Origin of the sequence: Pseudomonas sp. Ga0074129 (genome assembly GCA_001465025.1) — a bacterium.
Lineage (GTDB): Bacteria > Pseudomonadota > Gammaproteobacteria > Pseudomonadales > Pseudomonadaceae > Aquipseudomonas.
Window position 1 is genome coordinate 110309 of record LNDO01000057.1, and the last position, 22365, is coordinate 132673.

General features: G+C 56.0%; 23 protein-coding genes and 1 tRNA gene. 14 read left to right on the plus strand and 10 right to left on the minus strand.

What is annotated here, in order from left to right; all coding sequences use genetic code 11:
* Nucleotides 1–23: 23 nt before the first annotated feature.
* The 4 genes from AUK77_RS05790 (at nucleotide 24) to AUK77_RS05805 (ending at nucleotide 4533) form a co-directional block, all read left to right on the plus strand.
* Complete coding sequence (locus AUK77_RS05790) at nucleotides 24–581, plus strand: glutathione peroxidase (protein WP_296127112.1); 558 nt, start codon at nucleotides 24–26, stop codon at nucleotides 579–581.
* A gap of 107 nt (nucleotides 582–688) precedes the next feature.
* Entirely contained in the window at nucleotides 689–1615 is a 927-nt protein-coding gene (locus AUK77_RS05795; RefSeq protein ID WP_296127114.1) for a triacylglycerol lipase, read from the plus strand.
* A 47-nt stretch (nucleotides 1616–1662) separates the two neighbouring features.
* Nucleotides 1663–2736: a lipase secretion chaperone gene (locus AUK77_RS05800; protein WP_296127116.1), complete on the plus strand. Its 1074-nt coding sequence runs from the start codon at nucleotides 1663–1665 to the stop codon at nucleotides 2734–2736.
* Between the two features lie 15 nt (nucleotides 2737–2751).
* The gene (locus AUK77_RS05805; protein WP_296127118.1) at nucleotides 2752–4533 is read left to right on the plus strand and encodes a hybrid sensor histidine kinase/response regulator; all 1782 of its coding nucleotides are present in this window, start codon (nucleotides 2752–2754) and stop codon (nucleotides 4531–4533) included.
* On the opposite strand, the gene AUK77_RS05810 is transcribed toward AUK77_RS05805, so the two are convergent.
* Nucleotides 4528–5145 carry a response regulator transcription factor gene (locus tag AUK77_RS05810; protein ID WP_296127119.1) on the minus strand — a complete coding sequence of 206 codons (618 nt, stop codon included), beginning with the start codon at nucleotides 5143–5145 and terminating at the stop codon, nucleotides 4528–4530. The genes AUK77_RS05805 and AUK77_RS05810 overlap by 6 nt on opposite strands.
* A gap of 158 nt (nucleotides 5146–5303) precedes the next feature.
* Here AUK77_RS05810 and earP point away from each other — a divergent pair, with 158 nt between their 5' ends.
* Both earP and AUK77_RS05820 read left to right on the plus strand, forming a co-directional pair.
* Nucleotides 5304–6437 (plus strand): elongation factor P maturation arginine rhamnosyltransferase EarP, encoded by a 1134-nt coding sequence (gene earP, locus AUK77_RS05815; protein ID WP_296127121.1) that lies wholly within the window; start codon nucleotides 5304–5306, stop codon nucleotides 6435–6437.
* A 46-nt stretch (nucleotides 6438–6483) separates the two neighbouring features.
* Nucleotides 6484–7056, plus strand: a complete 573-nt coding sequence (locus AUK77_RS05820) for an elongation factor P (RefSeq protein ID WP_296127123.1) — start codon at nucleotides 6484–6486, stop codon at nucleotides 7054–7056.
* Nucleotides 7057–7126: 70 nt separating this feature from the next.
* On the opposite strand, the gene AUK77_RS05825 is transcribed toward AUK77_RS05820, so the two are convergent.
* On the minus strand, nucleotides 7127–8083 hold the full coding sequence (locus AUK77_RS05825) for a LysR family transcriptional regulator (RefSeq protein ID WP_296127125.1): 957 nt from the start codon (nucleotides 8081–8083) through the stop codon (nucleotides 7127–7129).
* A 106-nt stretch (nucleotides 8084–8189) separates the two neighbouring features.
* Here AUK77_RS05825 and AUK77_RS05830 point away from each other — a divergent pair, with 106 nt between their 5' ends.
* From AUK77_RS05830 to queF, 3 genes are all read left to right on the plus strand, one after another.
* On the plus strand, nucleotides 8190–8945 hold the full coding sequence (locus AUK77_RS05830; protein WP_296127127.1) for a sulfite exporter TauE/SafE family protein: 756 nt from the start codon (nucleotides 8190–8192) through the stop codon (nucleotides 8943–8945).
* Between the two features lie 109 nt (nucleotides 8946–9054).
* Nucleotides 9055–9756, plus strand: coding sequence for an orotidine-5'-phosphate decarboxylase (pyrF, locus tag AUK77_RS05835; RefSeq protein ID WP_296127129.1), 702 nt, complete (start codon nucleotides 9055–9057; stop codon nucleotides 9754–9756).
* A gap of 29 nt (nucleotides 9757–9785) precedes the next feature.
* Nucleotides 9786–10616: an NADPH-dependent 7-cyano-7-deazaguanine reductase QueF gene (gene queF / locus AUK77_RS05840; protein WP_296127131.1), complete on the plus strand. Its 831-nt coding sequence runs from the start codon at nucleotides 9786–9788 to the stop codon at nucleotides 10614–10616.
* Nucleotides 10617–10765: 149 nt separating this feature from the next.
* On the opposite strand, the gene AUK77_RS05845 is transcribed toward queF, so the two are convergent.
* Nucleotides 10766–11032, minus strand: a complete 267-nt coding sequence (locus tag AUK77_RS05845) for a DUF4404 family protein (RefSeq protein WP_296127133.1) — start codon at nucleotides 11030–11032, stop codon at nucleotides 10766–10768.
* 144 nt (nucleotides 11033–11176) lie between these two features.
* Complete coding sequence (locus tag AUK77_RS05850; protein ID WP_296127136.1) at nucleotides 11177–11881, minus strand: HAD family phosphatase; 705 nt, start codon at nucleotides 11879–11881, stop codon at nucleotides 11177–11179.
* Between the two features lie 211 nt (nucleotides 11882–12092).
* Here AUK77_RS05850 and AUK77_RS05855 point away from each other — a divergent pair, with 211 nt between their 5' ends.
* A complete protein-coding gene (locus tag AUK77_RS05855; RefSeq protein ID WP_296127138.1) occupies nucleotides 12093–12785 on the plus strand; it encodes a VacJ family lipoprotein in 693 nt (230 codons plus the stop codon).
* A gap of 51 nt (nucleotides 12786–12836) precedes the next feature.
* On the opposite strand, the gene AUK77_RS05860 is transcribed toward AUK77_RS05855, so the two are convergent.
* Nucleotides 12837–13136, minus strand: coding sequence for a PilZ domain-containing protein (locus AUK77_RS05860; RefSeq protein WP_296127140.1), 300 nt, complete (start codon nucleotides 13134–13136; stop codon nucleotides 12837–12839).
* A gap of 218 nt (nucleotides 13137–13354) precedes the next feature.
* Between AUK77_RS05860 and rssB the strand changes: the two genes are divergently transcribed.
* Both rssB and rssC read left to right on the plus strand, forming a co-directional pair.
* On the plus strand, nucleotides 13355–14539 hold the full coding sequence (gene rssB / locus AUK77_RS05865) for a two-component system response regulator RssB (RefSeq protein WP_296127142.1): 1185 nt from the start codon (nucleotides 13355–13357) through the stop codon (nucleotides 14537–14539).
* An 8-nt stretch (nucleotides 14540–14547) separates the two neighbouring features.
* The gene (rssC, locus tag AUK77_RS05870; protein WP_296127198.1) at nucleotides 14548–15030 is read left to right on the plus strand and encodes an anti-sigma factor antagonist RssC; all 483 of its coding nucleotides are present in this window, start codon (nucleotides 14548–14550) and stop codon (nucleotides 15028–15030) included.
* Between the two features lie 58 nt (nucleotides 15031–15088).
* On the opposite strand, the gene tal is transcribed toward rssC, so the two are convergent.
* From tal to AUK77_RS05890, 4 genes are all read right to left on the minus strand, one after another.
* Nucleotides 15089–16006 carry a transaldolase gene (tal, locus tag AUK77_RS05875; protein WP_296127144.1) on the minus strand — a complete coding sequence of 306 codons (918 nt, stop codon included), beginning with the start codon at nucleotides 16004–16006 and terminating at the stop codon, nucleotides 15089–15091.
* A 41-nt stretch (nucleotides 16007–16047) separates the two neighbouring features.
* Nucleotides 16048–17058, minus strand: coding sequence for a tRNA dihydrouridine(20/20a) synthase DusA (gene dusA / locus AUK77_RS05880; RefSeq protein WP_296127146.1), 1011 nt, complete (start codon nucleotides 17056–17058; stop codon nucleotides 16048–16050).
* 591 nt (nucleotides 17059–17649) lie between these two features.
* Nucleotides 17650–18621: a GGDEF domain-containing protein gene (locus tag AUK77_RS05885; RefSeq protein WP_296127148.1), complete on the minus strand. Its 972-nt coding sequence runs from the start codon at nucleotides 18619–18621 to the stop codon at nucleotides 17650–17652.
* A complete protein-coding gene (locus AUK77_RS05890) occupies nucleotides 18608–19438 on the minus strand; it encodes an alpha/beta hydrolase (RefSeq protein ID WP_296127150.1) in 831 nt (276 codons plus the stop codon). Before AUK77_RS05890 ends, AUK77_RS05885 begins: the two co-directional genes overlap by 14 nt.
* Nucleotides 19439–19953: 515 nt before the next feature.
* On the opposite strand from AUK77_RS05890, the gene AUK77_RS05895 reads away from it, so the two are divergent.
* A complete protein-coding gene (locus tag AUK77_RS05895; protein ID WP_296127152.1) occupies nucleotides 19954–20643 on the plus strand; it encodes a peptidase C39 family protein in 690 nt (229 codons plus the stop codon).
* Nucleotides 20644–20712: 69 nt separating this feature from the next.
* Here AUK77_RS05895 and AUK77_RS05900 read toward each other — a convergent pair whose 3' ends face one another.
* The gene (locus tag AUK77_RS05900) at nucleotides 20713–21996 is read right to left on the minus strand and encodes an FAD-binding oxidoreductase (protein ID WP_296127154.1); all 1284 of its coding nucleotides are present in this window, start codon (nucleotides 21994–21996) and stop codon (nucleotides 20713–20715) included.
* Between the two features lie 185 nt (nucleotides 21997–22181).
* Here AUK77_RS05900 and AUK77_RS05905 point away from each other — a divergent pair.
* Nucleotides 22182–22258, plus strand: a tRNA-Val gene (locus tag AUK77_RS05905).
* Nucleotides 22259–22365 lie beyond the last annotated feature (107 nt).

Consider the following 22365-nt stretch of genomic DNA (forward strand, 5'->3'; position numbering starts at 1 on the left):
TTAAAACGGCCAGGGGTAAGGGGATGCTGATGCGACGTTTTTATGGGTTGGCTGTGCTGCTGGTCAGTGCATGGATGGGCACTGCTCAGGCGGCTGAGTGCCCGCCGATGTTGCAGGGTGATGTACAAAAGCTGCGCAGCCAGGAACGCATTGATCTGTGCGAGCGTTTTGCCGGCAAAGCCCTTGTGGTGGTCAACACTGCCAGTTTCTGTGGCTTTACCCCCCAGTTCAAAGGTCTGGAAGCGTTGTATCAACGTTATAAAGGCCAAGGCTTGGAAGTGCTGGGTGTGCCTTCCGATGATTTTCGTCAGGAGGCTGACAGCAGCGAAGAAACCGCCAAGGTCTGCTATGTCAACTACGGCGTCACCTTCAGCATGAGTGAAACCCAGAAGGTGACCGGCCCTGATGCGTTGCCACTGTTCAAAGAGCTGGCGGCGCAAAGCCAGGCCCCGGGCTGGAACTTCTCCAAGTATGTGGTCGATGCGCAAGGGCAGGTGGTGGCCAGCTTCCCCAGCAGCACTGCACCGGATGACCCTGCTCTGCTGGCTGCTGTGCAGCAGGCCATTGCTTCTCAGCGTTAATGCCTCACCCATTTAGGTGATAGCCCACGCCAAAACTGCTCCTTAGAGTTGTTGGTGCGCCGGACGCAGTCTCCCGGCGTGCCAACAATAAAAATAAGGAGGCACCCATGCGTCGCGTTATCGCTACTGCCCTGGCCACCGTCGCCCTGTTCGGCGCGGTTCAAGCCCAAGCCAGCTACACCCAGACCAAATACCCGATTGTGCTCGTGCACGGTGTGACCGGCTTCGACACCATCGGCGGTTTGATCAACTACTTCCACACCATTCCCTGGAACCTTGAGCGCGATGGCGCAAAGGTCTTCGTTGCTAGCGTGTCGGCGCTTAACGACAGCGAGCAGCGCGGCGCGGCATTGGCCCAGCAGATCGTGCCGTGGGCCGGCGCCAATGGTGGCAAGGTCAATCTGATCGGTCACAGCCAAGGCTCTCCCACCTCGCGCGTGGCGGCCTCGTTGCGCCCTGATCTGGTGGCGTCGGTGACCTCGGTCAATGGCGTCAACAAAGGCTCGAAAGTCGCTGACGTGCTGCGCGGTGCGATTCCGCCTAATGGCGCGATTGAAGGCGGTGCCAATGGCCTGGCCAATGCCTTGGGTTCGCTGATCAACCTGCTTTCTGGCAGCAACAACCCGCAAAATGGTCTGGCTGCGTTGAGTACCTTGACCACGGCGGGCACCAGCGCGCTGAACAGCCGTCACCCCTGGGGTGTGAACACCAGCAGTTACTGCGCCAAATCCACTGAAGTGCATAACGTGCGCGGTCACTCCATCCGTTATTTCTCCTGGACGGGCAACACCTCCTACACCAACATTTTGGATGCGGTTGATCCCTTCCTCGCCATCACCGGCTTGGCCTTTGGCAGCGAGAAAAACGATGGCTTGGTGGGTGTGTGCTCCACCTACCTGGGGCAGGTCATCGGTGACAGCTACAACCTTAACCATGTCGATGCGATCAACCATCTGTTCGGCATTCGCGGTTGGACGGACCCGGTCACGCTGTATCGCCAGCATGCCAACCGCCTGAAAAACAAAGGCGTCTGACCCATCTGCGCGCGGGCTACAGCAGTAGCCCGCACCTTGGAGGTCGTATGGCCCTCTCTGTACCCAAGTCTTTCGCGCTTGTGCTGGTGGCTGGCAGTGTTGCCGGCTTTACGCTTTTCTGGCACTGGCCAACGCATCAATCACCCTCAACGCAGGCCGTCGCGATTTCACCCGCCACTCAACCGGTACCGCTTGCTCCTGTTTCGCTGCTTCGCGCGCCCCAGCCTAAGGCTTCTGTTACCCCTGAATCGCCCACTCTGCCGGGCCTGCAAGGCACCGAGGTGGATGGTGAACTCAAGGCTGACAGCGCCGGTAATCTGCACTTGAGCCTGGCTGTGCGTGATTACCTGGACTACTTCCTCAGCGCTGTGGATCAGGCCGGATTGGATGCCGTTGTTGAGGTGATGCTGGCCGATGCCCGCAGCCGTTTACCCGAGCCAGCTTTAGGGCAGTTTATTGGCCTGCTGGGTGATTATTTGGATTACAAGCGCGCCAGCCTGGCCCTGATGCAGCAACCGTTGAGTGCCAGCCAGCAAAGTACCCCGGCGGATCAACTGCAGGTGATGCAACACGCCTTTGAGCAACTGTCGCAGTTGCGCCGTACGCACTTTTCCAGTGCCGCCGCCGAGGCGTTGTTTGGCGCTGAAGAAGCCTATGGCCGCTATACCCTGGACACCCTCAAACTGATGGCACGTGACGACCTCTCCGAGCAAGGCAAAGCCCTGGCGCAAGAACGTCTGCGCGCACAATTGCCCGAAGCCATGCGCGCCACTGAAGAGCGCCAAGCCCAAGCGCAGCTTCTTCAGGCGCAATCTGAGCAGCTCTGGCGCGAAGGTGCTGGTGAAGAGCAGGTGCGTCAACTGTTGGCCATGACCTATGATCCGCCCACTGTGGAACGCTTGCTGCTTGAGCAGCGCAATGAGCGCGACTGGCAACAGCGTTACGCCGCGTATCAGCAGGAACTGGCCACCTTGCGCGGTAATGGCCTGAGTAGCGAAGATCAGCTGCGCGAACAACAGCGTTTACGCCAGCGTCTTTTCAACGCTGAAGATCAGCATCGTGTGGACACCTATGACGCCATTGCCGCAAAGCAGCAGGACAATCCGCCTTCCGAGTTGTAATCACGGAGCTTGGCGATGACCCTGGATCGCCAGGAAGCCTTGTTGCTGGCACAACAACGCCGAGGCTGGAGTCGTCTGCAGTTTGTTGAGGTGTTGGAAGACGCCTTTATCGAACATCGCGTGCAACGCATCCGTCGCCGCTTGCTGTTGATCATCAGCACGGCGGTGCTCTTTCAGCTGACCTACAGCGTACTCGACCTGCTGTTACTGCCTCCCCATGCCAGCCTGGCCACGCTGCCGGTGCGCATTTTCGGCATCGTTGGTGCTTTGCTGGCCTTTATCTACTGTCGTCGCACGAGCAGCCCCGCCAGATTAGCGCTGCTGGCGTATGTGGCGGCCTATACCCTTAACGGCGCCTGTATCGCGGTGATTATTCACCTGTGCTGGAACCAGGGTGTGGAGATGCCCTATGACGGGCTGTTTCTGGTGTTGTTGTTTGGCTACGTTTTGCTTGGCGTTTCGTTTCGTGCCGTGAGTGTGGCGTCGTGGGGCGTGTGTGCGCTGTTTTTTCTGTTGGGCATGCTTTTGGCCAATGGCAGCGTGGCCGTCGGCTATCAGGGTTTGTTTCTGTTGTGCGCCAATGTGATTGGCAGCGTGGGGGCATATCTGCAGGAGCATGGGCAGCGCGGCGCATGGCTTAACCTGCGTTTGCTTGACCTGGCTCGCCAGCGTGCTGAGGCTGATGATGCGCGCAAGTTGCGCCTGCTGGCTGCGGCCAGTCATGACTTGCGTCAGCCACTCAATGCCATGGGGCTTTACGCCCAGCATCTTCTTGAACAAAACCAAGACCCGGGCGTGCACCGCATCAGCAGTCGCCTGGCCATTGCCGTTGAGCAGCTCAGCCGGTTATTGCAGTCACTGTTTGACTACACGCGCCTGACATTGCCGGGCGGCGTACAGGCCAAGCCGGAGGTGTTTGCGCTGCGTCCTTTGTTGCTGCGTTTGAGCAGCGAAGCACGGGCTGAGTCGGTTGCCGAAGGCGTGGAGTTGCAACTGCATTGTCCTGAGCTTTGGGTGCGCAGTGATCCTGTCTTGTTGGAGCGCATGCTGCGCAACCTGCTGAGTAATGCCCTGCGTCACGCCCAGGCGCGCCATGTCTGGCTGCTGGCGCGTCTTGAAGAAGGCGCGGTGTACCTGGAAGTGGGCGACGATGGCAAAGGGTTGGACGAGCACGAGCAGGCACAGGTGTTCGAAGAGTTTCGCCAACTCGACAACCCTGGTCGCAATGCCGAGCGGGGTTTGGGCTTGGGGCTGGCCATCGTTCAGCAATTGGCTGAGTTGCTCACGCATGACTTGCGTCTTTACTCCAGCCCCGGCAGTGGTGCGCGTTTTGTGCTGCAACTACCGCAGGCCGAGGCAGGGCAGGTACCCGTCGTAAAACCTGCGGTAAATGCATTGGCTGGGCGCGTGCTGTTGCTGGAAGACGACGCAGCTGGGCGCGAAGCCCTGTGTGGGCTTCTGCAGCGCTGGGGCTGTGAGGTGTGGGCTTGTGCTGATGCTGCTGAAGCGATGCAGTGTATGGCGCAGGCACAACCGCAGATGATCATCAGTGATTATCGATTGGCGGCAACCGAGGACGGTTTACGGGTGATCGAGCGTTTGCGCGAAGAGGCGGGCTGCATGTTGCCCGCATTGTTGATTACCGCTGACGTCAGTTCTGATTTACAAGAGCGCTGCACACGCTCGCATGTCACGTTGCTTGGCAAACCGCTGTTACCAGCCCGGCTGCGCCAGGCGTTGGCGATTATGCTGCCGGATGACGCGAAACTTGCGCGGACATCCAATGCTGTTTTATAGCCACCCGCGTTGACGCGCGGCGCTGACGCAGGCCGTGCGTGTGTGCACCGCGAACTCCTGAAACAAGGATTTAAGGTGGGTTTTCACCGTGTCTTCAGACACACCCAACTGACGGCTGATGGATTTGTTGGGCAGCCCTTCAGCCAGCAAACGTAGAATTTCCATTTGCCGGGGCGTAAGCGGTGATTTATCACCTTGATGTGGCGCTGGCAGGGTTTCCCCCATTAGCACGCGGGTTACCGACAGGCGCAGTTCGTCGCTGCTGGCGCTCTTCGAGATAAAGCCCAAGGCACCGGCCGCCAGCGCTGCTTGCGCATCCAGGCTGGAATCACTGGCGCTGAGAATGGCCACCGGGGTCAGACGGCCTTGCTGTTGCCAGCGCTGCAGTAACTCCAGGCCGGGCATGTCGGGCAGGCGCAGATCCAGCAAAATCAGGTCAAATACGCCGCTCTGTAAGCAGGTTTCGGCAGCAGCGGCCGATTCCGCCGTACGAATCTGCAGGTCAGCGCAGAGGGGGGCCAAGGCCAGGCTCAAACCGTCAAGAAAAATGCGGTGATCATCCACCAGCAGCAGACTAAGTTGTGCTGGCAACGTGGTGCAGAGTGCAGTCATAAGGGCTGTCTCGAGCTGTTTTATTGTTGTTTTAGTTGCGCGTGAGTCTAACGCAAAGCTCCGGGGTAAACAGTCATGCAGGCTCATAGGTTCACGCTTGGGCTATCGCCCGTAGGCGTTTTAATCGACCATGGCGGCTGTTTTTTAAGGAGTGGTGCATGCGCGCAACGTGGGACATTTTCTGCAGCGTGGTGGATAACTACGGCGATATCGGCGTGACCTGGCGGCTGGCTCGCCAGTTGGTGGCCGAGCATGGGCTGGCCGTGCGGCTCTGGGTGGATGACGTGCAGGCATTCGTTCGCCTATGCCCGCAAGCTGATCCGCAACAACCAACGCAAAAACAGCAAGGCGTCGAGGTGCGACACTGGCCCGTGGATTGGTTGCCGGTAGAGCCTGCTGACGTGGTGATTGAGGCTTTTGCCTGTCAGTTGCCCCAGTCATACATCACGGCCATGGCCGCGCGTGAACAGAAGGTGCTGTGGCTCAACTTGGAATACCTCAGTGCTGAGGCGTGGGTGGCGGGCTGCCACGCGCTGCCTTCCTTGCAAGCAGGCGGGTTGTCGAAGTTTTTCTTCTTTCCAGGCTTTACCGCAGGCACCGGCGGTTTGTTGCGTGAGCGTGACTTGATCGCGCAGCGTCAGGCGTTTCAAGCGGATGCACAGGCCCGTCATGCGTTCTTGCGTAGTGTTGGGGTGAGCCTGCCGGCGGGTGCGCGTCTGATCTCGCTGTTTGCCTACGAGAACACGGCTCTGGCCAGTTGGTTGGACGCATTGGCTTCGTCCGACCAGCCCACTCAATTGCTGGTGCCCGAAGGCCGTATCCTCAGTGATCTGCACGCTTGGCTGGGTGGCCCAGCCTTGCAAGTTGGTGCTGTGCGCCAGCGAGGTCAGTTGCATGTACAGGTGCTGCCGTTTCTCTCGCAGGAGCAGTACGACCAGTTGCTGTGGAGTTGTGATTTCAATGCCGTGCGCGGAGAAGACTCATTCGTTCGCGCCCAGTGGGCCGGGCGGCCTCTGCTTTGGCATATTTATCAGCAAGCCGATGACGCGCATCTGGAGAAGCTCGACGCGTTTCTGGCGATTTACCAAGCCGGGTTGTCCGAGGGGGCGCAAGCAGCGTTGGTCAGCCTTTGGCATGCCTGGAATCAGGGCGGGTCAGTGGTTCAAAGCTGGAATCAGTTGCTGCAACATGGGCCTGAGCTGTCTGCTCATGCAGACGCGTGGGCTCTGCAACAGGCATCTCAGGTTGATCTTGCCGCGGCTCTGGTGCAGTTTTACTTAAATTGGCTATGATACGCGGCCAAGAATTCTGTCACTCCATCCAAATCCGGATATTCGTATGAAAACCGCACAAGAAATGAAGCCTAACAGCGTGGCGCTGATCGACGGGCACCCATGGCTGATCCAAAAGGCCGAATTCACCAAGTCCGGCCGTAACAGCGCCATCGTTAAGATGAAGCTGAAGAACCTGATCAACGGCTCCAAGACTGAAACCGTTTACAAAGCCGACGACAAAATGGAACCGGTTATCCTTGAGCGCAAGGAAGTGAACCTGTCCTACATCAGCGGTGATGACTACGTATTCATGGACCCGGAGTTCAACTCTTATGAGCTGCGCGCCGAAGACCTGGAAAGCGTTCTGCCTTTCATCGAAGAAGGCATGAACGACGTTTGCGAAGCGGTGTTCTTCGAAGGCAAAGTAATCTCCGTTGACCTGCCGACCACCATCGTGCGTCAGCTGGCCTACACCGAAGGTTCTGCCCGTGGCGACACCAGCGGCAAGGTGATGAAGCCTGCCAAGCTGAGCAACGGCACTGAAGTGAAAGTGGCTGATTTCTGCGAAATCGGTGACTGGATCGAAATCGACACCCGTACCGGCGAGTACAAATCCCGCGCTAAAGCACCGGCCTAAGGCTGGCGTTAACCGCGAGTTAAAAAAGCCCGACCTTCGCGTCGGGCTTTTTTTCGCCTGGTATTTGGCTTCAGCCCCGTTGTAGGCCGTTGTGCAAGGCCAAGTCCCAGGGGGCAATGGGGCCGAAGCGCGCTTTGAGAAACTCCAGCAACAAACGGCTGCGTGAGTCGGTTTCTCGCTCCAGGCGCAGGGCGTAAATACCGCTCGGCTCGGGGGCAGGCAGTCCGTTTTCACAGAACAGCGGCAACAGTTCACCGCGCACCAGGTATTCGCTGATCAGCCAAGTGGGTAAATGAGCTATGCCCAGCCCGGTCAGGGCGCTGAACAGTAGGGCTTCAGCGTTATTGGCGGTCATACGCAGGCGTTTGGGGCGGCACAGTTGCAGTTTGCCCTGTTGCTCAAAGCGCCAGGCATAAGGCGGTGCCAAGCTGTCCCAGTCCAGGCCGTCATGTTCTAGCAACTCGTCAGGGCTGCGTGGCACGCCGCGACGAGCCAGGTACTCGGGGCTGGCGCAGACGACTCGAACCATGGGTGATAACGCCGTGGCAACCAAGCGCGTGTCGGCCAGCGGGCCAATGCGCAGCACCACATCAACCTCACCTAAATGACTGCCTTGCAGGTCAACGAAACTGTCGATCAAGCGCAGTTGCACGTCCAAACCCGGATAAGCGACTAAAAACGCCGCGATCGCTGGTGCCAGATGGCGGCGACCGAAAGGCGCGGGTGCATCGACGCGGATAAGCCCTTCAGGTGCGCTGCTCAGGGACACGGCCTCGGCGCGGGCCAGGTGCAGTTCGGTCAAAATGCGTTTGGCCCGCTCAGCAAACGCCAACCCGGCAGAGGTGGCGCGAACGGCGTGGGTGCTGCGGCTAAACAGGGTGCTGCCGAGCGAGCGTTCCAGTGCATCAATGCGCCGGGCGACTGCTGAGGGCGTCAGCGGATGACGACGGGCCGCTGCTGAGAAGCTGCCGGTTTCCAGTACATCGAGAAACAGGCTGAGCTGATCGGTCAGGTTGTCAGGGTTCATGCAGGTCCTCTGTTGTGCAGATAATGCAAAGCCATTGTGCGCGGCTGTGCGTTTCACTACCAGTGAGAACCCATTAGGCTGCGTGGCTTATCTAGGGAGTGCGCAGATGCTGTTGCTTGATCTTGTTGTGAATCTGCTGCTTGGCCTTGTTTTAGGCACGCTGGGTGGTCTGTTCGGTATAGGTGGTGGGCTGATTGCCATTCCGGCGCTGGGCGTGCTGTTTGGGCTTGATCAGCAGTTGGCCCAAGGCACGGCGCTGGTGATGGTGGTGCCCAATGTGCTGTTGGCGTTGTGGCGTTATCACCAGCGCAACCGCATCCAGTGGCAGCACGCCCTGGCGCTGGCCGTGCCCAGTTTGGTGTTTGCGCTGCTGGGTGCCGCCTGGGCCGTGACGTTGGACGCTGAGCGCATGCGCCTGGCATTTGTGGTTTTTCTGCTGCTGTTGGCGGCTTACAACTTTTCTCGGCTGTTCAGTATGCCGCTGCAGCCAGCCACTGGTATGCGTCATACCTGGCCTTGGTTGAGCGTGCTGGGCAGCGCTGCTGGTTTGTTGGGTGGCCTGTTTGGTGTGGGCGGTGCGGTGCTGGCAACGCCGTTGCTCACCACGGTGTTTGGCACCAGTCAGGTGGTGGCGCAGGGCTTGTCCCTGGCGTTGGCTGCGCCGAGTACGGCCGTTACCTTGGGGACCTATGCCGCACACGATCATGTCAACTGGCTGCTAGGCGTGCCCTTGGCGCTGGGTGGTTTACTTAGTATCAGTTGGGGCGTGAAGTGCGCTCACGCCCTGCCAGAGCGTTTGCTACGCGGGCTATTTGTCGGTTTTATGCTGCTTTGCGCCGTTTTGCTTGCGCTTAAGCTCTAAAGCCCCGGGCGGTGACCCGCATAGCAATATCCGTAGACCGTTGGAGCAGCGCGTCCAAGTCTCATCCGCTACAATGCGCGCCGAATTTGTCTTGCCCGAGAGCCTGCCCATGTCCGCCTGCCAGACCCCGATCATCGTTGCCCTGGATTTTCCGACTCGTGATGCCGCGCTGGCATTGGCTGATCAGCTCGATCCCAAGCTGTGCCGGGTAAAAGTGGGCAAGGAGCTATTTACCCGATGCGGTCCGGATATCGTCAACGTGCTGGCTGGCAAGGGTTTTGAGGTATTCCTCGACCTCAAATTCCATGACATCCCCAATACCACGGCCATGGCCGTTAAAGCGGCGGCCGAGATGGGGGTGTGGATGGTTAATGTGCATTGCTCCGGCGGCCTGCGCATGATGGCGGCGTGCCGCGAAACACTGGAGAAGCTCGCCGGGGCCAAGCCGCTGCTGATCGGGGTAACGGTGTTGACCAGCATGGAGCGTGAGGATTTGGCTGGGATTGGTCTGGATGTGGAGCCGCAAACGCAGGTTTTGCGCTTAGCCGGTTTGGCCGCGCAAGCGGGGTTGGACGGGTTGGTGTGTTCGGCGCAGGAGGCGCAGGTGCTGAAAGGCACTTACCCTGCTTTGCAATTAGTCACTCCGGGGATTCGTCCAGCGGGCAGCGCTCAGGATGATCAGCGGCGCATCCTGACACCGCGCCAGGCTCTGGATGTAGGCTCGGACTATCTGGTGATCGGTCGTCCCATTAGCCAAGCCGCTGATCCAGCTCAGGCACTGGCAGCTATCGTGTCCGAGTTAAGCGCGTGAGCCCTGTTCATTCTGATCCGGAGACTGTCATGCAGCCTGCCGCCGAAGATTCTCCCCTGGGCAAGGCCAGCGAATACATCGCGACCTACACGCCGTCTTTGTTGTTCCCCATTCCGCGCGCTGCAAAGTGGGCCGAGTTGGGGCTGAGCGCCGAGACGCTGCCGTATCAAGGCGTGGATTTTTGGAACTGTTTCGAGCTGTCCTGGTTGTTGCCGTCGGGTAAGCCGGTGGTGGCCATGGGCGAGTTTGCCATTCCTGCCGACTCGCCAAATATCATTGAGTCGAAATCGTTCAAGCTGTATCTCAACTCGCTGAATCAGTCGGTGTTTGCCACGCCGGATGAGTTGGTCAGTGTGTTGACGGCTGATCTGTCGGCCGCAGCGGGCAAACCGGTTGCGGTGCGCGTGCGCAGCTTGGCGGAGGTGACGGCTGAGGGTGTATCGGCCGCGCCAGGTGTGTGCATTGATGATTTGGACGTGACCATCAGTAACTACGCACATCCGCAGCCTGAACTGCTGCGTTGTGATCGGCAGCGAGTGGTTGAGGAGAGCTTGCACAGTCATCTGCTCAAGTCGAACTGCCCGGTTACTGGCCAGCCCGACTGGGGCACGTTGGTGGTGCAATACCAAGGCCCAGCTTTAGATCACGCCAGTTTGCTGGCTTATTTGGTCAGCTTTCGCCAGCACGCGGACTTTCATGAACAATGCGTTGAGCGGATTTTTCTCGACCTGTTGCGACTGCTCAAACCAGTGCATCTGACGGTGTATGCGCGTTATGTGCGGCGTGGTGGTTTAGACATCAACCCTTATCGCAGCACAGAATCAGTGGCCGCCGATAATCGACGTTTAGTGCGTCAGTAACGCAAAACCCCAGCGCAATGCTGGGGTTTTTATGAGTGCTGTCGCAGGGCGTTAATCTGTTACGCGTGCGCCCGGCTAGATCTTCATTCCAGCCTAGTGACTGATTAAAAGGCCTGCGCGCAGCCCTCTAAGGGCGCGGCATGAACAGTTCAAATACCCATGTTCGCGAGGCTCTGCACGATATTGCGCAGGGTTCCGGCGAGCGTCGGGTGGCTGGCTTCAAAGCGCTCTACAGCCAGGTTGACGCCATCGATCAAGGTGGCGTCGGGTGCGGCCGCTGCTTGGCTGGCCAGTTGCAGTTCTATCTCCTGAGTCAGCACAAACAGTTCCGCGCGTTCTTCCTCGGTCATTGGCGGCTGTTCGGCCAGTTGGTCGCGTAGTTCTTGCAGTTGTTGCTGCAGACGGCTTGCAGGCATGGAACTCTCCCTTTGGTAATCGACTGAATGACTGACCTTGCGCTAAGGCGAAAGGTTCTGCATGCCTTCAGGTTAATCCAAGCCCATGGCCTTTGCTTGCTTTGGATCAAATCCGCGCTCGCGGACTCGGATGTTATCGATCATTCAGGGCCTTTCGCCTTTTTGTTGACGGAGGCTGATGTCTTGCAGGCAAGTCGGTAAGTCACTGAGCTGATCAATTACAGAATGTACGCCAAGCCGATAAAGGCTGAGGGTGGCTTGGCTGCGCAGTTGGTCGCGCTCGCGGGTTGTTTGGCTTTGCCAATCGGCTATGGCCATGCCGCAAAGCGGCCCGCTGATGGCCAGACCAATGGTCCAGATGCCGGCATTCAATCCCGCTTGCAGCAGGCGCGGCTCACCACTGACTAATACGCAGCCATTCAACCGCTCGGCCTTGAGCGCCATCAAACTTTCCCAGATTGCATCGGGCGCAGGCCAGGGCCGCTGGTGCTGCAGAGTCGTGCCTGTCAGCCATGTTGGCAGTGCACTGGCCAGATGTTGGCAGGCGTCTGAGGGTAACTCGTCTAGCCAAGCACAGGGGATGTTCTGTTGATGCAGTGAATCCAGCAACTGAGCAGTCGAGGGCGTCAGCTCGGCTTGGTCACGAGCGAACTCGCACAGCACGCGTTGATAATGCTCCAGTTCATTGGGTGTGGGTGTGTGGCCCAATGCTTGTTCAAGGCCTCGGGGATGTTTGGTATTCGGGCAAAGGTGCTGAAGGGTAAGGGCAACCGTGCGGGCACCAAAGTCAACCAGGCAGCCTGAGAGGCCAAACAATATAGCGGTGAAGGCGGGCGAGGGCGGGCTCATGATCCATCCTTGAAAACATCCTCTGGCAGCTTATTCGTCAATCATTACAGCGAGGTGACGAATAGCCAACTTGATTTCTTGCTTGTGCGTTGGGGGTTATTTCTTTGGCGTTAAGTCCATCCGCTATGCTGCCTTATCAAAGGCTGCGCCTTATACTTGCAGCCTTAATTGGTGCCTGTGGCAGCCTGAGTGATTTCAAGGAGTGACTGCGATGCGTAAGAGCTGGACTAAACGTTTGAGTCAACTGGCGGCCTGCGCCGGTTTGCTGATGTTGCCCGTGGTAGCCAATGCCGACGAGCAAGACCCTTGGGTGGGCTACAACCAATTTATGTTCAACATCAATGAAACCGTTGATGCCTATACCCTCAAGCCTTTGGCTCAGGGCTATCAAGCCGTGACTCCGCAACCTGTGGAAGACGGCATCAGTAATGTTTTCCGCAATATCGGTGATGTTCGCAACCTGGCCAACAACCTGTTGCAAGGTAAGTTGCATGACGCAGGTGTGGACACCAGCCGCCTGATCGTCAACACCACTTTTGGCGCATTGGGGTTGTTTGATGTGGCAACCCGCATGGGGCTGCAGCGCAACGATGAAGACTTTGGTCAGACGCTCGGTGCTTGGGGTCTAGGCAGTGGCCCGTACGTCGTATTGCCACTGCTGGGTCCGAGCACGGTGCGTGATGCGTTTGGTCGCGTTCCAGACAGCATGCTGGCGGCTACGGCGCACATTGATCATGTCCCGACACGTAACGTTGTGATTGGCGTAGACGCTGTAAACCTGCGTGCCAGCTTGTTCAAAGCCGAGCGCATGGTCAGCGGTGACAAGTACACTTTCATCCGCAACGCCTACCTGCAGAATCGCGAATTCAAAGTGCGTGATGGTCAGGTGGAAGACGATTTTTAAGCGACAGGTCTGAATGCACAAGGCGGCCCCAGAGGCCGCCCTTTTTGTTTATCAGCCCATTGAAATAATGGCTAGACCAATAGCTTGGCGGCCATCATCCATGGTGTTGACACGAACCACTTCAGCTTGTGCATCAAGCCCGCGCAATTCGTTGTGATCTGACGCGATGTGAATGCGAACCTTGTCACCCATTGCAACTGAGCTTTGCGCTTCCAGTTGCATGCCGGTGCTGGAGAGGTCGAGGCACAATGCAGGTATCTCAAGCCCGTTGTGATGCAGGGTAACGGGTGCCTCTAGCCGCATGCGGATGTAATCGCGTTTTTCGCTGTAAGCACGATCATTTTGGCTCATGGGCACTTTCCTCTTGTTATGGGGGTTGTCCTAACGCTCTTATAACCCTGGCCGATTTGAGGTGTAAAGGCATGTTGCGACGACCGGCGCACGCTTGAATCACGTAACGGATGGGAGTACCGTCTTGGCCATAATTAAGTCGCGTTCGCGCGTACAGCATGCCCACACGCTGACGCACTAAGCCAACCCACACCCGGCGTAGTTTGCCTGGAAATCTCATGCACAATACCAGTGCCACGCTTCTGATAATCGATGACGATGATGTAGTGCGCGCAAGCCTTGCTGCCTACCTAGAAGACAGCGGCTTTCAGGTGCTGCAAGCGAGTAACGGCCTGCAAGGGCTTGAGGTGTTTGAGGCTCAATCGCCAGATCTTGTCATCTGCGATCTACGCATGCCTCAGGTCGATGGGCTTGAGCTTATTCGCCGAATCAACGCCTTGCAGGTTGAGACGCCCGTTATCGTGGTTTCCGGTGCAGGGGTGATGAGTGACGCGGTCGAGGCGCTTCGTTTGGGGGCCGCCGATTACTTAATCAAGCCTTTGGTAGACCTTGCCGTATTAGAGCATTCGGTTCGCCGTGCCTTGGATCGATTCAGGTTGCGTCTGGAAAATCAGCGTTATCGCGACGAGTTGGAGTCAACCAACCGCGAACTCCAAGCCAGCTTGCATCTGCTTCAGGAAGACCAGAACGCAGGTCGTCAGGTGCAGATGAATATGCTGCCTGTGACGCCCTGGCAGGCGGATGATTTACATTTTTCGCACAAAATTATTCCCTCGTTGTATCTCTCTGGCGATTTTGTCGACTATTTCCGTGTTGATGAGACGCGCATAGCGTTCTACTTGGCCGATGTATCGGGTCATGGTGCGTCGTCAGCCTTCATCACGGTTTTACTGAAGTTTATGACCACCCGGCTGCTCTATGAGTCGCGGCGTTTAGACAGCTTGCCAGAATTCAGACCCTCTCAGGTCCTTGCCCACATCAACCGCGGCTTGATCAATTGCAAGTTGGGTAAACACGTCACCATGCTGGGTGGGGTGATTGATCAGGCTAACAACCGGCTGACCTACAGTGTTGGCGGCCATCTGCCGCTGCCGATTTTGTATAGCGAAGGGCAGGCACACTACCTTGAAGGGCGTGGCCTTCCAGTCGGTTTGTTTGTTGAGGCCGAGTACAAAGACCATCAACTCGAACTACCTAGTGCCTTTAGTCTGACCTTGCTATCCGATGGCATTCTCGATCTGCTGTCAGGCGATACCCTCAAGGAAAAAGAAGCGCTTCTGCCGCAATTGGTGGTTGAGGCGGGGGGAACGTTAGACGGTTTACGCAAGGCGTTTGGGCTGGCCAATCTGGGCGATATGCCGGATGATATCGCCTTGCTGGTGTTGAGCAGGAACCTTGCATGAACCCTGGGATAAGCCCCGGTAGAATTCAGTTTGCCGAACATGACGGCACCTTCATCCTCAAATTTGTGGGGGAGGTGCGTTTAACCTTATGTTCTGCGTTGGATGCGACCATTGAAAAGATCTTCACGGCGCTGAATTTCTCGGCCATCGTGATTGACCTTACAGAAACGCGCAGTATTGATAGCACCACCCTTGGTTTGCTGGCCAAATTGTCGATTCTTTCTCGACAGAAAATTGGTCTCCTGCCAACAGTCGTGACCACCCACGCTGACATCACGCGTTTATTGCATTCGATGGGTTTCGATCAGGTCTTTAATATCGTCGACACACCGCTGCCATGCCCCGATTGCTTAAATGATCTGCCATCGCAGGATCAGTCTGAAGAAACGGTGCGTGCCAAAGTGCTTGAAGCTCATCGCATTTTGATGGGTTTGAATGAATCCAATCGCGAAGCCTTCCACGATCTGGTCAGTGCACTAGAGCATCATTAAACAGCTGCGATTAAATAAACGGGGCGCTCAATGAGCGCCCCGTTTGCATTTGGCTGAGTCAAGCAAGCAATCTTTCCAATTTTTCCTGATCGCGAGCAAACAAGCGAATGCCCTCCGCGAGCTTTTCGGTGGCCATGGCATCTTCATTCATCGCCCAGCGGAACTGGCTTTCCCCCAAGCTTTGCCGAGGCTCTCCGGCATGCCCAGGGCTCAGTTGACGCGATAACGGTTGCTCGTCCTCTGCTAGATGGTGAAGCAGGTCAGGGCTGATAGTCAGGCGATCACAGCCCGCCAGTTGTTCGATCTGGCCGATGTTACGGAAGCTCGCGCCCATGACTACGGTCTGGTAGCCATTGGCCTTGTAATAATTGTAGATCCGCGCCACGGACTGCACGCCGGGGTCTTCTGCGCCGACAAAGTCTCGACCTTCAGCCTTCTTGTACCAGTCATAAATACGACCGACGAAGGGCGATATTAAGAAAACACCTGCATCAGCACAGGCTTGTGCCTGAGCAAAGGCAAACAACAGGGTCAGGTTGCATTGAATGCCAGCCTTTTCCAGTTGCTCTGCAGCGCAAATACCTTCCCAGGTCGATGCGATCTTGATCAGCACACGCTCACGACCGATGCCAGCGTCTTCATACAGACCGATCAAGCGTTCGGCGCGGCGCAGGGTTGCCTGGGTGTCGAAAGACAGGCGCGCATCGACTTCGGTGGAGATGCGCCCAGGAATTATCTGGAGAATTTCACGGCCTACCGCAACACCAAAATGATCGGTCGCTAAGCCAAGATCACCCTGACCGGCTTTAACGGCATGCTTCAGCAACTCGCTGTAGCCGGGCAGGGCAGCCGCCTTGAGCAGTAGGGACGGATTGGTGGTGGCATCAACCGGTTTAACGCGGGCGATGGCGTCGATATCACCGGTATCGGCGACTACGGTGGTGAACTGCTTGAGTTGATCCAGCTTGGAAGTCATGACACAGCCTTGTCGTTGCAGGTATCACGACATTACCCGAGTCAACGACCTTGCAGCAATTGGGCGGCTTGATCAAACAGGGTCAGCGGTGCATCTGTTTTGTGAATGTCCACCGAGAGCAGCTGGCGAAAGCGTCGCGCGCCATTAAAGCCTTGGCCAAGGCCCAGCATGTGGCGAGTGATGTGATGCATGCTGCCGCCTTCGGCAAGGTGTGCGGCGATGTAATCGCGCATGCTCTGCATGGCCTCGAAACGGCTGATTACCGCACGCGAAGAGCCAAACAACTGCTGGTCAACCTGCGCGAGTAAATAGGGGTTGTGATACGCCTCGCGGCCCAGCATCACACCATCGAAGGTCTGAAGGTGGTGCTGGCAATCATCCAGCGTTTTGATACCGCCATTGAGGATGATCTCAAGTTCGGTAAAGTCGCGTTTAAGTTGCGCCGCCACGTCGTAGCGCAGTGGGGGTACTTCACGGTTCTCCTTGGGTGAGAGTCCTTCGAGAATGGCGATGCGTGCATGCACGGTAAAACTGCGACAGCCTGCATCGCGCACGGTGCCAACGAAGTCACACAACTCGGCATAACTGTCGCGACCATTGATGCCGATGCGGTGCTTAACCGTAACGGGAATATCCACGGCATCCTGCATGGCTTTTACGCAGTCAGCGACCAACTGCGGATGGCCCATCAGGCAAGCGCCGATCATGTTGTTCTGCACCCGATCGCTCGGGCAGCCGACATTCAGGTTGACCTCGTTATAGCCTGCTTCTTGTGCCAGTTTGGCGCAGGCGGCTAAGTCACCTGGAACGCTACCGCCCAACTGCAAGGCCAGCGGATATTCCGCCGCGCTATGTCGCAAAAAGCGCTTAGCATCTCCGTGCAAAATGGCCCCAGTGGTGACCATTTCGGTGAAGAGGAGTGCGTGTTGAGAAAGCTGACGCAGGAAAAAACGGCAGTGGCGATCTGTCCAATCCATCATCGGCGCAACTGAGAAGCGGCGGGATATGCTATTCGTTTCTAAGACTGGATTTTCCGGGCTTTGTGCTGACATCGGCTGGGTTCTCATGCATTTCAGGTTGTCACGGTTTGCTTATTTTACAGAACAGCCGCTGCAGCGTAGCGGCACAGAACATCTGTGCAGCACAATCCGTGGTCACAATAACTGTCGCAAGAGCAAGGCTTAATCTGCGGTGTGCACAGAGAAATCCTCATCATGCAAAAAAAGGCCACTTTATCAGAAAAGCAAAATCTTCTGCTGCGAGTTGAAAGCCTAATCCCGGATCAAAAAAGCAAGTCAACTCTCGCATTGCCGGAGATAGTTAAGCAAAAAAGGCTTGGTGTTATTGTTATGAAGAGGGTGTGAATCGTTGGATATTACTCACTTGGCTGCTTGGAAATCCAAGTGAGTAATGGTGAAACTAATAAGTGAGGATTGGGTGAGGAAAGTTGTGTGCAAAGATCTTGACTGGGAAATGGTTTGCAGAAGTATTTTTCTAAATGGACTGGCGAAGGCTGTGCGTTTTCCAAATTTCAAATGAGCTCTTAAGTAAGGGGTCGTCAGCAGCGGGCTGTAAAGCTATATGGAATGCTACAGAACCTAAAAGGCTGTTGGTTTCTGTGGTTATGCCTGATGTCAGTTACGTTAAGCTGTTTTGCCGCAAACTGTCCGGTTGCGTCCACTGGCCTTGGCTTCGTAAAGCGCTGCATCAGCACTTTTAAGTAGCTTTTCCAAGAACTTCTCGGGTTCTTTTTCCTTCGCGGCGAAGCTAGATATACCGATGCTAACTGTGATTTTTTTATCAGCCACAAGTTTTTCCGAGATGTTCTCGTGCACTCGCTTTGCTGTTAGCTTGGCCCCGTCTTGATCGGTATAAGGCAACCATAGGACAAACTCCTCACCGCCAAAACGTATGGCGCTATCATGGGTGCGAACACTTTCTAACAATCGCTTTGCCAGTTCGCACAGTACGCGATCGCCTTCACTGTGTCCGAAAGTATCGTTTATCTTCTTAAAGTAGTCGATGTCAATCAGTAGCAAACTGCCTAATGAGTCTTCGCTGGCGGTGTTAAGCCACTGCTCAATACTCAGAGAAAGCGCACGCCGATTGCCCAGCGCTGTTAGAGGGTCGGTAAGGCTGAGGTGGGCAAACTGATCTGCATCAGCTCTTGCTTTTGTAGCGAACTGAGACAGTTGAGCATTGGCTTGCTCTAGTTCGGCATTGACTTTGGCAAGTTGCATTGCGGTCGCTTCGGCATGTTGCCGGGACTTAAGTAGCTCTGCTTCAAATCGCTGGCGCTCCTTGGCTACAAAAAATAGCCAGATTACGATTCTTTTTCCTTCGAGTTCACTCACGCGGGCGTTTGTCATGACGGGTATTAATTGTCCGTCGGTTGCCAGTAACTGCATATATATTTCAGTAAATTCTCCATTTTTAAGCAGCATTGGCCAGGCATAAGTCTGAAGAAAAATGCGGCTGGCAGGCGGGAAGTAGTGATCCATGCTTTCGTGGGCTTCTGATGCTATCAATGCTATAAAGTCTTTATTGGTGTGCAGTATCTGTCCATCACAGTCTGTTACTAACAAGGGGCAGGGCAAACGCTCAAGATTGAACAATGCCTTCACTCCTCGATAGATACTGCCGCACTGCTGTTGCGACCCGTTGCGGGTGACTCATGTGTGCACAATGTCCTGCAACATCCATGATGTCTAGAACGCTGCCTTGCAAATGTTCTCTTAGGTATTCCCCGACGTGTAAGGGTGCAAGGGAATCTCTGCGGTGCTGCAAAATCAAACAGGGCGTAGTGCAGTGCGGTAAATCTTCTCGAATGTCAGAGAAAAAAGTTGTTTTGGCAAAGAGCCTCGCCATAACAGGATCGGTCGAACAGAAACTATCGGACAGCTGCATGGTTGACGCGTTGTCGGAGTCTGAGCCAGTCACTACGGGCGCAAAGTATTGGGCCCAGCCAATGTAGTTTTGATCCATGAGTTCCAGCAAAGCATGAAGATCGGCGGGCTCAAATCCGCCCAAGTAATTTGGTGCGTCATTTAAAAAGCAAGGTGAGGGGCCCACAAGAATCATTTGTGAAAAAATATCAGGGCGCTTTATTGAAGCCAGAATACCGATGCTGCAACTTACCGAGTGGCCGACGAACGTGACATTGCTCGTAAGGCCCGAAGCATCACAGACCTCTATCAGATCTTGAGCATAGCCAAGAAGTGAGCTGTAGCGGGTCGGATCAAAGGCACGAGCATCCGATTTACCGCTGCCGACGTAGTCAAATAAAATTTGTCTGTGGCTAGAGGAGAATTCTGGCGTGAGGTGCCTCCACATATCTTGGTTGCAGCCAAAGCCATGGGCGTAAAGCAATACGGGCGCATCTGGATTTATGTGTGGCAGCTGATGAACGTTGTTGCGTTGGATTACATCCACTCTGCACTCCTTCGATGAAGCACTTCTGTTTTGAAAAGCAAACAATCAGCGTTGAAAGCTCTTGGAGTATAGCGCTGTTACGAGCCTGTGGTTTAGGCGAGCGCTAGGCTTATGATGCCTAAGGCCGCGTTCGCTGAGGGGATATAGAGCTGATTCGTCATGTCAGTTGAAGCTTGGCGGTTGAATGCTCATTCGTTGGTAGTTACAGCGGGATAGTCTTTGATGCGATAGCCTTTAGTAAGGCTGAGCAGTAGCTCAGGTCTGTCGAGCGCCGTCTGCAGGCAGGTGGCTTTGCGGAGTTGTAAAAAGGGCGGCTGTCTGCGTCGCATACGATGCTTCGGGCCTATATGTTGGCCAAATCTTAGTCAGCTTTAGCAGGTTCTCATAAGTGCAGTTGCCGGCAATCCGCCCGAAAGACAATTGCTGACGAAGCAAGCAGCTGGCAGTAACTTGCGCTAGGGCTGACAGCGCTTCGCCGTTATGCTCTGCGTCACAAACAAGTCAGTGGGTGAGTGATGTTTCAGTATGCGCGCGTAGTCAAGCTTGTGCCGGTTGTGCTGTTTTTCTTGCTCGTTGGGTGCGTCGGTGGCCCGCAGTTGTTGCCTGAGACCAAGCGTTTACCTGAGCGTGTCGAGTTGGCTGATGTGCCGTTTTTTCAACTCAGCGATGCTCAGGGTGGTGCTTCGGCTTTGGCGGCGTTACTCAATCATCATGGCGTGATCAGTAGCCCGGGATTGGTCGATGAGCGTATTGAAAAATTGGCCAAGGGGCAGGGCGCGCCAGCGGCCCTTGAAACCGTAGCGCGCTCTTATGATCTGCTTGTGTACCCGTTGCCAGGGCGTTTGGATGCGTTGCTGCAGCAGGTGGCTGCGGGGAACCCCGTGCTAGTCATGCAGGATCGTCTGTTTGCAGGGCCTGGGTCGCAGTTTGCGATTTTGGTGGGTTACGACCAGCGGGAGCGAACCTTGTTGTTGCGTTCAGGCAACAGTCGGCGCTGGAGTACCCGTTTTGCAAGTTTTGATGATGCGTGGGCTGGGGCGGGACGCTGGGCTGTATTGATCCAGCCGGCCAGTCAACTGCCTGCGCAACCCGTTGAGTCGACCTGGGTCCAGGCGGCGCGTGATTTGCAGCAGCAGGGACGCAGTGAGGCAGCGCAGCGAGCGTTAAGGGCAGCGCATCGGGTATGGCCTACTGCTGCGCTTTAATAATCATGTGTTGATGAGCCTGTACGCAAAACGGCACCCAAGGGTGCCGTTTTAGTTCTGCCGGATTAGTTAGACGCCCAGTTTGTCGCGCAGGGTGTAGTACCACGCACCTATTGCACTGAATGGCACTTGGAACAAGCGACCGCCTGGGAATGGGTAGTGCGGCAAGTCGGCAAAGGCGTCAAAGCGCTCTGCTTGACCGCGAAGGGCTTCGGCCAGCACGCGGCCTGCCAGGTGCGTGTAGGTCACGCCGTGACCGCTGCAGCCTTGTGAGTAGTAAATGTTGTCGCCCAGACGGCCGACTTGTGGCAGGCGCGACAGGGTCAGAAGGAAGTTGCCGGTCCACGCGTAGTCGATCTTCACATCTTTAAGTTGCGGGAAGGCTTTGAGCATTTTCGGGCGAATAATCGCTTCAATGTTGGCCGGGTCACGTGCGCCGTAGACGACACCGCCACCGAAGATCAGACGTTTGTCGCCGGTAAGACGGTAGTAGTCCAGCAGGTAATTGCAGTCTTCAACACAATAATCTTGTGGTAGCAGGCTTTTGGCCAGCTCATCAGAAAGAGGCTCTGTGGTGATGACCTGGGTACCGCATGGCATCGATTTAGCTGACAGTTCCGGAATCAGGTTGCCTAGGTAGGCGTTGCCAGCGACGACCACGAATTTAGCTTTAACGCGGCCATTGGGCGTATGCACCACAGGATTCGCGCCGCGCTCAATGTGAATGGCCGGCGATTGCTCGTAAATCACCCCGCCTAGGGTTTCGACCGCTGCAGCTTCGCCCAGCGCCAGATTAAGCGGATGGATATGCCCGCCGCTCATGTCCAGCATGCCGCCAACATAAGCGTCGCTGTCTACCACTTCGCGGATACGTTTGGCGTCCATCAGTTCGAGCTGGGTGTGGCCATAGCGTTCCCACAGTTTTTTCTGCGATTCCAGATGCTTCATGTGCTTGTGGGTGTTGGCTGCGAACACGCCGCCGTCTTTCAAGTCGCACTGGATGTTGTACTTGGCGATGCGTTCACGAATGATACGTCCGCCCTCGAAGGCCATGTCGCCGAGCAGTTTGGCCTGCTTGGGGCCGACACTGCGCTCGATGACATCAATATCGCGGCTGTAGCTGTTGACGATTTGTCCGCCGTTGCGACCTGATGCGCCGAAGCCGACTTTAGCGGCTTCAACAATGCTGACTTTAAAGCCGTGTTCCAACAGCGAGATTGCCGTCGACAGCCCGGTATAACCCGCGCCCACAATGCACACGTCGGTTTCGACGTCGCCGTTAAGTTCGGGGCGCGGCGGTACCGGGTTGGCAGAGGCCGCATAGTAAGATTGGGGGTAAGCTGTGTGCGCCATTTTGCAACCTCTGTTCTTTATTTTTTACGAATGAGCGGATGCTACCTGAGTTAAAAAAGCTCGGCTAGTGGCCTGTGCGAAATATTAAACGCCGCCTAGAACAGTAAAAATTTCAGTTATTCAGGCAGTTAGCGAAAAAATAGGTTGACACTTTTTTGCGCCGCCGTAGAATGCGCACCCATCGTAGGCACGTAGCTCAGTTGGTTAGAGCACCACCTTGACATGGTGGGGGTCGTTGGTTCGAGTCCAATCGTGCCTACCAGATTTGGTAGAAAAAGGGTCGCTTAGGCGGCCCTTTTTTATTGGGTTCTTGTAAGTAAGCCCGGCTTTCTGCAAGCATCTATGCGGTTCGTAGCTGTTTAAACCTCC

Bases quoted from the DNA above. Each gene is read 5' to 3' on its own strand.
- AUK77_RS05790 (WP_296127112.1), top strand. From the start codon at position 24: ATGCTGATGCGACGTTTTTATGGGTTGGCTGTGCTGCTGGTCAGTGCA.
- AUK77_RS05795 (WP_296127114.1), top strand. From the start codon at position 689: ATGCGTCGCGTTATCGCTACTGCCCTGGCCACCGTCGCCCTGTTCGGC.
- AUK77_RS05800 (WP_296127116.1), top strand. From the start codon at position 1,663: ATGGCCCTCTCTGTACCCAAGTCTTTCGCGCTTGTGCTGGTGGCTGGC.
- AUK77_RS05805 (WP_296127118.1), top strand. From the start codon at position 2,752: ATGACCCTGGATCGCCAGGAAGCCTTGTTGCTGGCACAACAACGCCGA.
- AUK77_RS05810 (WP_296127119.1), bottom strand. From the start codon at position 5,145: ATGACTGCACTCTGCACCACGTTGCCAGCACAACTTAGTCTGCTGCTG.
- earP (WP_296127121.1), top strand. From the start codon at position 5,304: ATGCGCGCAACGTGGGACATTTTCTGCAGCGTGGTGGATAACTACGGC.
- AUK77_RS05820 (WP_296127123.1), top strand. From the start codon at position 6,484: ATGAAAACCGCACAAGAAATGAAGCCTAACAGCGTGGCGCTGATCGAC.
- AUK77_RS05825 (WP_296127125.1), bottom strand. From the start codon at position 8,083: ATGAACCCTGACAACCTGACCGATCAGCTCAGCCTGTTTCTCGATGTA.
- AUK77_RS05830 (WP_296127127.1), top strand. From the start codon at position 8,190: ATGCTGTTGCTTGATCTTGTTGTGAATCTGCTGCTTGGCCTTGTTTTA.
- pyrF (WP_296127129.1), top strand. From the start codon at position 9,055: ATGTCCGCCTGCCAGACCCCGATCATCGTTGCCCTGGATTTTCCGACT.
- queF (WP_296127131.1), top strand. From the start codon at position 9,786: ATGCAGCCTGCCGCCGAAGATTCTCCCCTGGGCAAGGCCAGCGAATAC.
- AUK77_RS05845 (WP_296127133.1), bottom strand. From the start codon at position 11,032: ATGCCTGCAAGCCGTCTGCAGCAACAACTGCAAGAACTACGCGACCAA.
- AUK77_RS05850 (WP_296127136.1), bottom strand. From the start codon at position 11,881: ATGAGCCCGCCCTCGCCCGCCTTCACCGCTATATTGTTTGGCCTCTCA.
- AUK77_RS05855 (WP_296127138.1), top strand. From the start codon at position 12,093: ATGCGTAAGAGCTGGACTAAACGTTTGAGTCAACTGGCGGCCTGCGCC.
- AUK77_RS05860 (WP_296127140.1), bottom strand. From the start codon at position 13,136: ATGAGCCAAAATGATCGTGCTTACAGCGAAAAACGCGATTACATCCGC.
- rssB (WP_296127142.1), top strand. From the start codon at position 13,355: ATGCACAATACCAGTGCCACGCTTCTGATAATCGATGACGATGATGTA.
- tal (WP_296127144.1), bottom strand. From the start codon at position 16,006: ATGACTTCCAAGCTGGATCAACTCAAGCAGTTCACCACCGTAGTCGCC.
- dusA (WP_296127146.1), bottom strand. From the start codon at position 17,058: ATGTCAGCACAAAGCCCGGAAAATCCAGTCTTAGAAACGAATAGCATA.
- AUK77_RS05895 (WP_296127152.1), top strand. From the start codon at position 19,954: ATGTTTCAGTATGCGCGCGTAGTCAAGCTTGTGCCGGTTGTGCTGTTT.
- AUK77_RS05900 (WP_296127154.1), bottom strand. From the start codon at position 21,996: ATGGCGCACACAGCTTACCCCCAATCTTACTATGCGGCCTCTGCCAAC.